Source organism: Vibrio sp. S457-15, assembly GCF_000960545.1.
Classification (GTDB): domain Bacteria; phylum Pseudomonadota; class Gammaproteobacteria; order Enterobacterales; family Vibrionaceae; genus Vibrio; species Vibrio parahaemolyticus.
On the sequence record NZ_JYOQ01000028.1, the window covers coordinates 357,861 to 371,392 of the forward strand.

A 13,532-nucleotide genomic window follows, 5' to 3' on the forward strand; every position below is an offset into this window, starting at 1 on the left:
TTATCGGGAGCGGCTTCATCGCTCCTGAATTTTTCTAACGGTCTTACATCATGCAAAAGTTAACGATTCTTGGTGCAACAGGCTCAATAGGTGCAAGCACCTTAAAAGTGGTTGAACAAAACCCAGAGCTGTTTTCTGTGGTCGCACTGGCGGCTGGCACTAACGTTGAAAAGATGGTGGCACTTTGTCGCCAATGGCAGCCTAAATTCGCGGTAATGGCGGATAAGGCTGCGGCTGTTGCTCTGCAATCAGAAATCCACACCATTTCACCAAATACAGAAGTGTTAGGTGGTGTTGATGCACTTTGTCATGTGGCTTCATTAGAAGAAATAGATAGCGTAATGGCAGCCATCGTTGGTGCAGCGGGTTTGTTGCCAACCATGGCGGCCGTTAAAGCGGGCAAGCGCGTATTGCTGGCGAATAAAGAAGCGCTTGTCATGTCTGGACAGTTGTTTATTGATGCCGTTGAACAATACGGGGCAGAGTTGCTGCCAGTAGACAGTGAACATAATGCTATTTTCCAGTGCCTACCACAGCAAGTTCAAACCAATCTTGGCCGCTGTAACTTAGATGAGCATGGCATTTCCAGTATTCTGTTAACCGGATCTGGCGGTCCATTCCGTTACGCTGACATTGCCGATCTCGACAGCGTAACGCCAGCACAGGCAATCGCGCACCCTAACTGGTCTATGGGGCCAAAGATTTCGGTCGATTCTGCGACTATGATGAATAAAGGCCTTGAGTATATTGAAGCAAAATGGCTATTCAATGCGTCTCGTGACCAGTTAAAAGTGATTATTCACCCGCAATCCGTGATCCATTCAATGGTTCAGTATCGTGATGGTTCGGTACTGGCGCAAATGGGAGAGCCAGATATGGCAACACCAATTGCGCTGACAATGTCTTATCCTTCTCGTGTTGATGCCGGTGTAAAACCACTAGACTTTACTCAAGTAGGTGAATTGACATTCTTGCAACCAGACTTTGCTCGTTATCCGTGTTTGAAGCTTGCGATTGACGCGTGTTACGAAGGGCAACATGCGACTACTGCTCTAAATGCAGCCAATGAAGTTGCTGTTGATGCGTTTCTAAATAATCGCCTTGGTTTTACAGACATAGCTCGCATCAATGAATTGGTTTTGCATAAAATCACCGCAAGCTGCAAACCTGAGAATGCGAATAGCTTGGAAAGCTTGCTAGAGCTAGATAGAATGTCTCGAACTATCGCCCTAGAAATTATACGCGAGCGTAGCTAATGACTGGTATTTTGTGGAATCTTGTTTCTTTTATCGTTGCACTAGGCATTCTCGTTGCCGTGCACGAGTTTGGGCACTTTTGGGTTGCTCGTCGTTGTGGCGTGAAGGTTGAAAGATTTTCCATCGGTTTTGGTAAGTCTATTTGGCGAAAAGTTGGTCAAGACGGAACCGAATACACTATCTCAATGATTCCTCTTGGTGGATACGTCAAAATGGTAGATAGCCGTGTTGACGATGTGCCAGAAAGTGAAAAACATTTAGCCTTTGATCAAAAGCCGCTTTGGAAACGAACATCTATTGTTGCAGCTGGCCCTATCTTTAATTTCTTATTTGCTATTTTTGCTTATTGGTTGGTTTTCCTGATTGGTGTACCTGCGGTAAAACCCGTAATTGGTGAAGTTACGCCCAATTCGATTGTTGCTGAGGCAGGAATTGAATCTGGAATGGAACTAAAAGCAGTATCAGGCATCAAAACTCCGGATTGGGAATCAGTTAATATGGGATTAATTTCTCATATTGGTGATGACGCTATGACGCTAACACTGACGTCAGACTCAGAAGTTGGCGCTGAAGTGACGAAAACGCTGGACCTTCGTGACTGGAAATTTGATCCAGAAACCGAATCTGCGATGCATTCACTTGGTTTTGCACCATATACACCAGAAATCTATCGCGTTATTAAGCAAGTTTCTGAAGATGGTGCAGCCGCGAAAGCAGGTGTGCTTCCAGAAGATGAAATCATCGCGATTGGTGGTGAGCCTATCAATGACTGGAAACAAGTTGTAGATGCTGTACGTTCAAATCCAAATACTCCAATCGAGTTGACGGTATTACGCCGAGGCATTGAGCAATCACTAACAATAACACCAGACAGTCGTGAGCTGGCTAACAAACAAGTGGTTGGCTTTGCCGGTATCGCACCTGAAGTCGCAGAATGGCCAGAAAGTTATCGTTTCGAGCTGCAGTTTGGTGTATTCGAATCAATTGGTAAAGCGGTTGATAAGACAGGCCAAGTGATTGGTTTGACCGTCAGCATGTTGAAAAAACTGATTGTTGGTGATGTCGGTCTTAATAATCTGAGCGGCCCAATTTCGATTGCAAAAGGTGCGGGTGCGACGGCGGACTACGGTCTAGTTTACTTTTTAGGTTTTCTCGCTCTAATTAGTGTTAACCTAGGTATTATTAACCTCGTTCCGTTACCTATGTTGGATGGTGGTCATTTATTGTTCTTCGCAATTGAAGCCGTTATCCGACGCCCAGTCCCAGAAAAAGTACAGGAAATGGGCTTTAGAATTGGTGGTGCAATCATCTTCTCGCTCATGGCGTTAGCGCTATTTAATGATTTTACTCGTCTGTGATAGTTCAGAGACAAAAGCAGTAGCAAGGAATAATTAGAACAAGTATGGCGATTAAGCGAATTCTGTTTGCAAGTTTACTGGCGACCAGTGTATCTGCAAACGGAGCAGAGAACTTCGTAGTTCAAGATATTGAAATCGATGGATTGCAGCGTGTAGCACTTGGTGCGGCGTTGCTAAAAATGCCTGTACGTGTCGGTGATACCATTGACCAAGGCGATGTTGCAGAGATTATCCGCGCACTGTACGCATCTGGTAACTTCGAAGATGTAAAAGTGCTGCGTGATGGTGGCGTGTTGATGGTTCAAGTGAAAGAGCGTCCAACTATCGCAAGCATCTCATTCTCAGGCAACAAAGCGATCAAGGACGAGCAGCTACAAGAAAACCTGAATGCATCTGGCGTTCGTGAAGGTGAAGCGCTTGACCGTACTACGCTAAGTAACATCGAAAAAGGCTTGGAAGATTTTTACTACAGTGTTGGTAAGTACAACGCAACAGTGAAAGCGGTTGTGACTCCATTGCCACGTAACCGTTCTGACTTGAAATTTGTCTTCACGGAAGGCGTGTCAGCAAAAATTCAGCAAATCAACTTTATCGGTAACGAAGTCTTTTCGGATGAAGAACTTCTTTCTCGTTTCAACTTGAACGTTGATGTGCCTTGGTGGAATTTCCTCGCGGACGAAAAATACCAAAAGCAAGTGCTTGCTGGTGATATCGAAGCGCTGAAGTCATTCTATCTTGACCGCGGCTACCTGAAATTTAACGTTGATTCTACACAAGTTGCGATCTCTCCTGACAAGAAAGGGGTATACATTACTCTTGGCTTGGAAGAGGGCGAAGTGTACACCGTTAAAGATGTGAAATTCCGCGGTGATCTGATTGGTGAAGAAGCGACCTTCGAACGACTCGTTCCATTCGAAGACAATGAAACGTACAACGGTTCTCTTGTGACTTCGATGGAAGAAGGCATCAAGCGTGTGCTTGGTGAATCTGGCTACGCTTATCCTCAAGTAAACACCATCCCTGAATTTGACGATGAAAACAAACAAGTCTCCTTGGTTGTGAATGTTGATCCAGGTAATCGAATTTACGTTCGCGACATTCGTTTTACTGGTAATAACTCAACGAAAGATGAAGTGTTGCGTCGTGAAATGCGCCAAATGGAAGGCAGCTGGCTAAACTCCAAGTCGATTGAAACTGGTAAGACACGTCTTAACCGTCTTGGCTATTTTGAAAACGTAGAAGTACAAACGGTTCGTGTACCGGGTAGTGATGATCAAGTTGATCTGGTTTACTCGGTTAAAGAAGCGAACTCAGGCAGCGTTAACTTTGGTGTTGGCTACGGTACCGAATCGGGCGTCAGCTTCCAAGTTGGTCTGCAACAAGACAACTTCTTAGGTAGCGGTAACCGCGTTGGTATCAACGCGATGATGAACGATTATCAAAAGAACGTGAGCTTAGACTACCGCGACCCATACTGGAACCTTGATGGTGTAAGCTTGGGCGGTAAGATTTTCTACGATGAATTTGAAGCATCGGAAGCGGGTATCGTTGACTATACCAACCAAAGTTATGGTGCAAGTTTGACATGGGGTTTCCCATTTGACGAACTGAACCGTTTTGAATTCGGCGTTGGTTATACCCACAACAAGATCGGTAACTTGTCACCTTACTTGCAGGTAGAGCAATTCTTGCAAGCTCAAGCAGACAATATCGACTCAAGCGGTGCGCTAAATACCAACGACTTTGACTTCAACATCTCTTGGACTCGTAACAACCTGAACCGCGGTTATTTCCCGACAGCGGGTAACCACCAACGCGCATTCTACAAGATGACCGTACCTGGCTCTGACGTTCAATACTTCAAAATGCAGTACGATGTGCGTCAGTACGTACCTTTGACTAAGAAGCATGAGTTCACGCTCTTGTTCCGTGGTCGCTTAGGTTATGGTAACGGTTACGGTCAGACGGATGGCAACGATAACTTGTTCCCATTCTACGAAAACTATTACGCAGGTGGCTTTACGACACTACGTGGTTTCGGCTCTAACAGCGTAGGTCCGAAAGCGGTTTATCGTGATTACTCTGGCTCGAACAATGGTGCTGATACTGCTACAGACGATTCTGTTGGTGGTAACGCAGTAGCGCTAGCAAGTATCGAGCTGATTGTTCCTACACCATTTGCGTCGGACGAAGTTCGCAACCAAATTCGAACCAGTATTTTCTTCGATATGGCAAGTATTTGGGATACCGAGTTTGACTATCGCGACTCTGGTGCAGAATATGGTGACCGTTACTACTACGATTACTCAGATCCAACCAACTACCGTTCATCTTATGGTGCGGCGTTGCAGTGGATGTCTCCAATGGGGCCTCTAGTCTTCTCACTAGCGAAACCAATTAAGAAATTTGATGGCGATGATGAAGAGTTCTTCACATTCACTATCGGTAGAACTTTCTAAAGAGGAAAATATTTTGAATAAAATGATCAAAGCGGCTGGGATTGGCCTTCTTGTACTGAGCTCTTCAATGTTTGCAAACGCAGCCGAAGCTGCACAGAAAATCGCTTACGTAAACACTGCTCAAGTTTTCCAAGCTCTTCCTCAACGTGAAGTCGTTCTACAAAAAATGCAGAAAGACTTTAAGAGCAAAGCTGATGAGCTGAAATCAATTCAAGCGCAAGCTAAAACCAAGATTGAAAAACTACAACGTGATGGTGAGCTTCTAGGTCAGGAAGAAATTGAGAAATTGCGTATCGACATCGCTAAGCTAGACAGCGAATACAAAGTAAAAGCTCAAGCTCTAGAGAAAGCAAGCGCTCGTCGTGAAGCAGAAGAGAAAGCGAAGCTATTCAAAACAATCCAAGATGCTGTGAAGAAAGTAGCAGACAAAAAAGGTTACGACCTAGTTATTGATATTTCTGCACTGCAATACGGCAAACCAGAATACAATATCTCAGAAGATGTAATTAAAGCTCTAAAATAAGAAGTTATGAAAAAATTGACATTAGCCGAGTTGGCGACAATGACCGGGGGTGAGCTATTTGGTGACGAGTCACTCGTCGTTGGCCGTGTAGCTCCAATGGATAAAGCGCAAGAAGGTGACGTGACTTTCTTGTCTAACCCAAAATACGCAAAGCATCTATCTGAATGTAAAGCAACAGTGGTGATGGTGAAGGCAGAGCATAAGGACCAGTGTGCTGGTAATGCACTTGTCGTTGCTGACCCTTATGTTGCATTCGCTCGTGTTGTTCAGGCTATGGATACCACACCAAAACCTGCTGAAGACATTGCACCGAGTGCAGTGATTGCATCCGATGTGAAGATGGGTGAAAACGTTGCAATTGGCGCAAACGCGGTTATTGAAACGGGAGTTGAACTGGGTGATAACGTTGTTATCGGCGCAGGTTGCTTTATCGGTAAAAACGCGAAACTGGGGAACAACACCAAGCTTTGGGCTAATGTGACAATTTATCATGAAGTATCATTGGGCGATGACTGTCTGGTTCAATCTGGCACAGTCATTGGCTCTGACGGTTTTGGTTATGCGAACGATAAAGGCGAGTGGATTAAAATCCCTCAGCTTGGTTCTGTGCGCATTGGTAACCGCGTCGAGATTGGTGCATGTACTACGATTGACCGTGGCGCACTTGAAGACACCATTATTGAAGACAATGTAATTCTTGATAACCAACTTCAAATCGCACATAACGTGCAGATCGGATATGGTACCGTGATGCCCGGTGGTACTATTGTCGCCGGCAGTACTAAAATTGGTAAGTACTGTCAGATCGGCGGCGCGTCGGTTCTAAATGGCCACATCACTATCGCAGATGGTGTTGCCATCACCGGTATGGGCATGGTAATGCGCAGTATCGAAGAAAAGGGTCTTTATTCATCAGGTATCCCATTACAGACGAACCGAGAATGGCGCAAGACGGCAACTCGTGTTCACCGTATTGACGAGATGAACAAACGCTTGAAAGCTGTTGAAAAACAGCTGGAGCAGAAAGAAGAATCTTAAGTTCCATATTCTGAACAAAGACTCGCGAAATGCGGGTCTTTTTCTTCTATAATGACGCGCTATTAGTAGATTTATTATCAAGCTGGTATACACTTTGCAGGCATTTCCCAGTTTGCGGCCTTTGCCGCTGCCTTGCCATCTTGGTTAAGAGAATTGATATAGGAAGACGACTTTGACTACTGAAAAGAAAACGATGAACATCTCTGAAATTCAAGAGCTACTACCTCATCGCTACCCATTCTTATTGATCGACCGAGTGATTGACTTCCAAGAAGCGAAGTACCTTCACGCAATTAAAAATGTGTCGGTTAACGAACCTCAGTTCACAGGTCACTTTCCTCAACTACCAGTATTCCCAGGTGTGTTGATTCTGGAAGCTATGGCTCAGGCTACTGGCCTACTAGCATTTAAATCATTTGGTGCACCGACAGAAAACGAGTTGTACTACTTTGCGAGTGTAGACGGCGCGAAATTCCGTAAACCTGTGGTTCCTGGTGACCAAATGGTTATTGAAGTTGAATTTCTAAAAGAGCGTCGTGGCATTGCTGCATTTAGCGGTGTAGCAAAAGTAGACGGCGAAGTAGTGTGTTCAGCAGAGCTGAAGTGTGCTCGTCGAGAGTTTTAATATGATTCATGAAACCGCTAAAATCCACCCAGCTGCGGTGGTAGAAGAAGGCGCAAAAATTGGCGCTAACGTGACGGTTGGTCCTTTTACCTATATCACCTCAACGGTGGAGATTGGTGAAGGTACTGAAGTCATGTCTCACGTAGTAATCAAAGGCCATACCAAAATTGGTAAAGATAACCGTATTTTCCCACATGCAGTGATTGGTGAAGAAAACCAGGACAAGAAGTATGGTGGCGAAGATACAACCGTGGTTATCGGTGACCGTAATGTGATTCGCGAAGCGGTTCAGGTTCATCGTGGTACTGTGCAAGACAAAGCGACAACAGTGATTGGCGACGACAACCTACTGTGCGTGAATGCGCACATCGCGCATGATGTCGTAGTAGGCAACCATACTCATATTGGTAACAATGCGATTCTGGGTGGCCACGTAACAGTAGAAGATCACGCTGGTGTAATGGCACTTTCTGCTATTCACCCATTCTGTACGGTAGGCGCTTATGCATACGTTGGTGGTTGTTCTGCGGTTGTTCAGGACGTACCTGCTTACGTACTTGCTCAAGGTAATCATGCTACGCCGTTTGGTTTGAACCTAGTTGGCTTGAAACGTAATGGTTTTGAGAAACCAGAAATTCGAGCACTACAAAAAGCGTACAAAGAAATTTACCGCTCTGGTAAAACGCTAGAAGAAGTGAAACCAATTCTTGCAGAAATGGCACAAGAATGGCCAGCAGTGAAGCGTTTTTCTGACATTCTAGAAACAACGGAACGTGGTATCATTCGTTAATTCACGAATGAATCAATAAGTGGAAAAGATCGCGCCCAATTAGGGCTGCGGTCTTTTTGTGTTTTATGGATAAGGAATCCCTTATCCATAGTACATAGGGCGAAATCGATATGGAAAAACCATTACGTATTGGCATCATTGCTGGCGAGTTATCTGGTGACACGCTAGGGGAAGGCTTTATCAAGGCAGTGAAAGAACGATACCCGAATGCAGAGTTCGTTGGCATCGGTGGGCCAAAAATGATCGCGCAAGGCTGTGAATCTCTTTTTGATATGGAAGAGTTAGCTGTAATGGGTTTAGTTGAAGTGCTTGGACGATTACCTCGTTTGTTAAAAGTAAAAGCTGAGCTTGTTAAGTACTTCACCCAGAACCCGCCAGATGTTTTTGTCGGTATTGATGCGCCAGATTTTAACTTGCGTCTAGAGTTAGATTTAAAGCAAGCAGGCATTAAAACCGTGCACTACGTGAGCCCTTCAGTATGGGCGTGGCGTCAAAAGCGTATCTTCAAAATCGAGGCTGCGACCAACCTGGTACTGGCTTTTCTACCGTTTGAAAAGGCGTTTTACGATAAATTTAACGTGCCTTGTGAGTTTATCGGCCACACCTTAGCGGATGCTATTCCTTTGCAATCTGAGCAAGCGCCTGCGCGAGATCTGCTAGGACTTGAACAAGACAAAAAATGGTTAGCAGTTTTACCGGGTAGCCGTGGTAGTGAGCTCAAGATGCTCTCTCAGCCATTCATTGAGACGTGCAAGCTTCTGCACCAAAAATACCCCGGTTTGGGCTTTGTAGTGGCGCTAGTTAATCAAAAACGTCGAGAGCAATTTGAGCAAGCGTGGAAAGCGCATGCGCCCGAGCTTGATTTCAAATTGGTGGATGATACGGCTCGCAATGTCATTACAGCCTCTGATGCGGTAATGCTAGCATCTGGAACGGTAGCGTTAGAGTGCATGTTGCTTAAGCGTCCTATGGTTGTTGGCTATCGCGTCAATACCTTTACCGCCTTTCTGGCCAAGCGCCTATTGAAAACTAAGTACGTGTCACTACCCAATATTCTCGCAGATGACGAACTGGTAAAAGAGTATCTTCAAGACGATTGCACACCAGACAACTTGTTCAATGAAGTTTCTCGTTTGCTAGAGAGTGATAATAAGCCAATGCTTGATAAGTTCACCGAAATGCATCATTGGATTCGTAAAGACGCGGATCTACAAGCTGCGAATGCAGTATTGAAATTGATTGAAAAATAGAGAAGTACCATGGTCGCGAAAGTAAAAACGACAAAAGCAAAAGTAGAGCTCCCTCCGTTTGAATACCCTCAAGGTTACCAATTGATCGCCGGAGTCGATGAAGTTGGACGCGGCCCTTTGGTTGGAGATGTCGTCACCGCTGCAGTTATCCTCGATCCTAATAACCCAATCGAAGGCTTGAATGACTCTAAGAAGCTGAGCGAGAAAAAGCGTCTGTCACTGCTTCCTGAAATCAAAGAAAAAGCGCTAGCGTGGGCGGTAGGCCGTTGCTCTCCCGAAGAGATTGATGAACTGAATATTCTGCAAGCTACCATGGTTGCCATGCAACGTGCGATTGCGGGACTGAAGGTACAGCCAGATTTAGTGCTGATCGATGGTAATCGTTGCCCTGAGCTACCGATGGATTCTCAAGCTGTGGTGAAAGGCGATTTACGAGTGGCTGAAATCAGTGCTGCTTCCATCATTGCTAAAGTTGTACGCGACCAAGAGATGGAAGAGCTGGATAAACAATATCCGCAATTCGGCTTTGCGAAGCACAAAGGTTATCCAACCAAAGCGCACTTTGAAGCAATTGAGCAACATGGTGTGATAAGCGAGCACCGTAAGAGCTTCAAACCAGTAAAGAAAGCTTTAGGCTTAGATTAATAAATTGGGCGGATTGGTGTTATAAACCCAGCCCCCTTTAGGTTAGAATTCCAAACAAAATAGAGTTACACGGTACCTGTTAATGTCAGATCCCAAGTTCGTCCACCTTCGTATTCACAGTGATTTCTCGATGGTGGATGGTATCAATAAAGTTCCACCGATAGTCAAGAAAGTCGCCGAGCTTGGTATGCCTGCCATGGCTTTGACCGACTTCACCAACTTATGTGGTTTGGTGAAGTTTTATGGCACAGCGCATGGCTCCGGCGTTAAACCGATCATCGGTGCAGATTTCAAAATGCAATCTGATGAATTTGGTGAAGAACTGACCCAGCTGACAGTACTTGCTGCCGACAATGCAGGTTACAAGAACCTCACGTTACTGATTTCCAAAGCGTACTTACGTGGCCACGTTCAGCACCAACCTGTGATTGATAGGGCGTGGCTGGCCGAGATGTCAGAAGGCTTAATCGTTCTATCTGGTGCTAAAAATGGCGATATCGGCAAAGCGCTGCTTAAAGGTAACCGTAAACTGGTTGAAAGCTGTGTAGAGTTTTACAAACAGCATTTCCCGGACCGTTTCTATCTAGAATTGATTCGTACAGGCCGTCCGGATGAAGAGACGTACTTGCACTTTGCCATCGATCTCGCTGAGCAACATGACTTGCCCGTGGTCGCGACAAACGAAGTGGTTTTCCTAAGTGCAGACCTTTTCGATGCGCATGAGATTCGTGTTGCGATTCATGATGGTTACACACTAGAAGACCCACGCCGACCAAAAAATTACAGCCCGCAGCAGTACCTTCGCACTGAAGAGGAAATGTGTGAGCTGTTTGCTGATATTCCAGAAGCGCTAGAAAACAGTGTTGAGATCGCCAAGCGTTGCAACGTGACCGTTCGTTTAGGTGAATACTTCTTGCCCGCCTTCCCAACAGAAGGGATGGAAGAAACTGAATTCTTGGTCATGAAGTCGCGCGAAGGTTTGGAAGAGCGTCTAGAGTTCCTATTCCCTGATGAAGAAGAGCGCAAAAAGCGCCGTCCAGAATACGACGAGCGTTTACAAATCGAACTCGACGTAATCAACCAAATGGGGTTCCCAGGCTACTTCTTGATCGTAATGGAGTTCATCCAGTGGTCGAAAGACAACGCGATTCCAGTCGGTCCTGGTCGTGGTTCGGGTGCCGGCTCTTTGGTGGCCTACGCGCTGAAAATCACCGATCTTGATCCGCTTGAATATGACTTGCTCTTCGAACGTTTCTTGAACCCAGAACGTGTATCCATGCCCGATTTCGACGTCGACTTTTGTATGGATAAGCGTGACCAAGTGATTGATCACGTTGCCGAAATGTACGGTCGAGATGCCGTATCTCAGATCATCACATTCGGTACGATGGCGGCGAAAGCGGTAATCCGTGACGTTGGTCGTGTTCTTGGTCACCCATTTGGTTTCGTTGACCGTATTTCGAAACTGGTTCCGCCAGATCCGGGTATGACGCTAGAAAAAGCGTTTAAAGCCGAGCCTGCTCTGCCTGAGCTTTATGAGGCCGATGAGGAAGTTAAAGAACTCATCGATATGTGTCGCCTATTAGAAGGTTGTACACGTAACGCCGGTAAGCACGCGGGTGGTGTTGTAATTTCACCAACCACGATTACAGACTTTGCGCCAATTTATGCGGATGCGGAAGGGCATTTCCCCGTAACTCAGTTTGATAAGAACGACGTAGAAACTGCTGGTCTGGTTAAGTTTGACTTCTTGGGCCTACGTACTCTAACCATTATCGACTGGGCATTAGGGTTGATTAACCCGCGCTTGGAGAAGGAAGGTAAACCTCCTGTTCGTATCGAGTCGATACCTTTGGAAGATCCGGCTTCGTTTCGTTTACTCCAAAACTCAGAGACCACTGCGGTATTCCAGCTTGAATCGCGTGGTATGAAAGAGCTGATCAAACGACTTCAGCCTGACTGTTTTGAAGACATCATCGCATTGGTGGCCTTGTTCCGTCCGGGTCCGTTGCAATCGGGCATGGTAGATAACTTTATCGACCGTAAACATGGCCGAGAAGCGATCTCTTACCCCGATGAAAAGTGGCAACACGAGTCACTAAAAGAAATCCTCGATCCGACGTACGGCATCATTCTGTATCAAGAACAGGTAATGCAGATTGCGCAGGTTTTGTCTGGCTACACCCTTGGTGGTGCGGATATGCTGCGTCGTGCGATGGGTAAGAAAAAGCCGGAAGAAATGGCCAAGCAGCGTGCAACCTTCGAAGAAGGGGCAGTGAAGAACGGTGTTGATGGCGAGTTGGCGATGAAAATCTTCGACTTGGTAGAAAAGTTCGCAGGTTACGGTTTTAACAAATCGCACTCAGCGGCTTACGCACTGGTTTCTTACCAAACGCTGTGGCTTAAAACGCACTATCCAGCTGAATTCATGGCGGCGGTAATGACTGCCGATATGGATAACACCGAAAAAGTAGTTGGTCTGGTGGACGAATGTTTCCGCATGAAACTCACCGTGTTGCCGCCAGACATCAACTCCGGTTTATACCGTTTCAACGTTGATGAAAACGGTGCGATTGTTTACGGTATCGGCGCAATCAAAGGTGTGGGTGAAGGCCCTATCGATGCGATACTAGAAGCGCGAAACAAAGGTGGTCACTTTAAAGACCTATTTGATTTCTGTGCTCGTATCGATCTCAAACGTGTTAACAAACGCGTCATCGAAAAGCTGATTTATGCAGGTGCACTTGACCGACTTGGCCCTCATCGAGCGGCGATGATGGCGTCACTGAACGATGCCGTTAAAGCGGCCAGCCAACATCACCAAGCAGAGGCCTTTGGCCAAGGCGATATGTTTGGTGTGTTGACCGATGCACCAGAAGAAGTTGAGAATAAATACACGCAAGTGCCACCATGGCCAGAAAAGGTTTGGCTAGAAGGGGAGCGCGAAACTCTCGGTTTATATTTGACCGGGCACCCCATTAACGCGTATTTAAAGGAACTAAACAAATACACCAGTTGTCGACTAAAGGATGCGACCCCAACACGTCGCGATCAATCGGTAACGGTAGCAGGTTTAGTGATTGCTGCGCGAGTGATGACAACCAAGCGAGGTACTCGCATTGGTATCATGACGTTGGACGACCGAAGTGGTCGAATGGAAGTAATGCTGTTCTCCGATGCACTTGATCGGTATGCTGAACTTCTCGAAAAAGACAGAATTTTGGTGGTTTCGGGACAGGTCAGCTTTGATGACTTCAACGGTGGCCTTAAAATGTCGGCGCGTGAAGTTATGGATCTCGGCAGCGCGCGCGAAAAATACGCACGTGGTCTGTCGGTATCAATTGATGCTAACCAGATCAATGATCAATTCTTTGAGCAGTTTAGTCGTATTTTAGAACCGCACAAAGCCGGAACCGTACCCGTCAATGTATACTACCAGCGTGCCGACGCCAGAGCGCGGTTAACATTGGGCACCGAATGGCGAGTAACGCCAAGTGATACATTAATAGACGATTTAAAACAGTTGCTTGGCAAAAGCCAGGTAGAACTCGAATTTAACTAAAAAATTCAGCGCAATATGTCAGACGC

Annotated in this window: 10 protein-coding genes; all 10 read left to right on the forward strand. The window is 46.0% G+C overall.

The features are described from left to right. Positions 1–50: 50 nt before the first annotated feature. The 10 genes from ispC (at position 51) to dnaE (ending at position 13,506) form a co-directional block, all read left to right on the forward strand. The gene (ispC, locus tag UF05_RS04475; RefSeq protein ID WP_045545045.1) at positions 51–1,256 is read left to right on the forward strand and encodes a 1-deoxy-D-xylulose-5-phosphate reductoisomerase; all 1,206 of its coding nucleotides are present in this window, start codon (positions 51–53) and stop codon (positions 1,254–1,256) included. Beyond that, a complete protein-coding gene (gene rseP, locus UF05_RS04480) occupies positions 1,256–2,614 on the forward strand; it encodes a sigma E protease regulator RseP (protein WP_045545046.1) in 1,359 nt (452 codons plus the stop codon). The genes ispC and rseP overlap by 1 nt, the downstream gene beginning before the upstream one ends. A 44-nt stretch (positions 2,615–2,658) precedes the next feature. Beyond that, positions 2,659–5,073 carry an outer membrane protein assembly factor BamA gene (bamA, locus tag UF05_RS04485; RefSeq protein ID WP_005456717.1) on the forward strand — a complete coding sequence of 805 codons (2,415 nt, stop codon included), beginning with the start codon at positions 2,659–2,661 and terminating at the stop codon, positions 5,071–5,073. Positions 5,074–5,086: 13 nt separating this feature from the next. Then, complete coding sequence (locus UF05_RS04490) at positions 5,087–5,596, forward strand: OmpH family outer membrane protein (protein WP_005456715.1); 510 nt, start codon at positions 5,087–5,089, stop codon at positions 5,594–5,596. 6 nt (positions 5,597–5,602) lie between these two features. Next, positions 5,603–6,634: a UDP-3-O-(3-hydroxymyristoyl)glucosamine N-acyltransferase gene (lpxD, locus tag UF05_RS04495; protein WP_045545047.1), complete on the forward strand. Its 1,032-nt coding sequence runs from the start codon at positions 5,603–5,605 to the stop codon at positions 6,632–6,634. A 172-nt stretch (positions 6,635–6,806) separates the two neighbouring features. Further along, positions 6,807–7,259 (forward strand): 3-hydroxyacyl-ACP dehydratase FabZ, encoded by a 453-nt coding sequence (gene fabZ, locus UF05_RS04500; RefSeq protein ID WP_005456699.1) that lies wholly within the window; start codon positions 6,807–6,809, stop codon positions 7,257–7,259. 1 nt (position 7,260) lies between these two features. Further along, entirely contained in the window at positions 7,261–8,049 is a 789-nt protein-coding gene (lpxA, locus tag UF05_RS04505) for an acyl-ACP--UDP-N-acetylglucosamine O-acyltransferase (protein ID WP_005456706.1), read from the forward strand. Positions 8,050–8,159: 110 nt separating this feature from the next. Next, positions 8,160–9,299, forward strand: a complete 1,140-nt coding sequence (lpxB, locus tag UF05_RS04510) for a lipid-A-disaccharide synthase (RefSeq protein ID WP_045545048.1) — start codon at positions 8,160–8,162, stop codon at positions 9,297–9,299. A gap of 9 nt (positions 9,300–9,308) precedes the next feature. Beyond that, on the forward strand, positions 9,309–9,944 hold the full coding sequence (rnhB, locus tag UF05_RS04515) for a ribonuclease HII (RefSeq protein ID WP_043038171.1): 636 nt from the start codon (positions 9,309–9,311) through the stop codon (positions 9,942–9,944). An 82-nt stretch (positions 9,945–10,026) separates the two neighbouring features. Next, entirely contained in the window at positions 10,027–13,506 is a 3,480-nt protein-coding gene (gene dnaE, locus UF05_RS04520) for a DNA polymerase III subunit alpha (RefSeq protein ID WP_005487225.1), read from the forward strand. Positions 13,507–13,532: the final 26 nt, after the last annotated feature.

What these genes read in the sequence shown, in the direction of transcription:
- ispC (WP_045545045.1), top strand. Translation starts at nt 51, where the DNA reads ATGCAAAAGTTAACGATTCTTGGTGCAACAGGCTCAATAGGTGCAAGC.
- rseP (WP_045545046.1), top strand. Translation starts at nt 1,256, where the DNA reads ATGACTGGTATTTTGTGGAATCTTGTTTCTTTTATCGTTGCACTAGGC.
- bamA (WP_005456717.1), top strand. Translation starts at nt 2,659, where the DNA reads ATGGCGATTAAGCGAATTCTGTTTGCAAGTTTACTGGCGACCAGTGTA.
- lpxD (WP_045545047.1), top strand. Translation starts at nt 5,603, where the DNA reads ATGAAAAAATTGACATTAGCCGAGTTGGCGACAATGACCGGGGGTGAG.
- lpxA (WP_005456706.1), top strand. Translation starts at nt 7,261, where the DNA reads ATGATTCATGAAACCGCTAAAATCCACCCAGCTGCGGTGGTAGAAGAA.
- lpxB (WP_045545048.1), top strand. Translation starts at nt 8,160, where the DNA reads ATGGAAAAACCATTACGTATTGGCATCATTGCTGGCGAGTTATCTGGT.
- rnhB (WP_043038171.1), top strand. Translation starts at nt 9,309, where the DNA reads ATGGTCGCGAAAGTAAAAACGACAAAAGCAAAAGTAGAGCTCCCTCCG.
- dnaE (WP_005487225.1), top strand. Translation starts at nt 10,027, where the DNA reads ATGTCAGATCCCAAGTTCGTCCACCTTCGTATTCACAGTGATTTCTCG.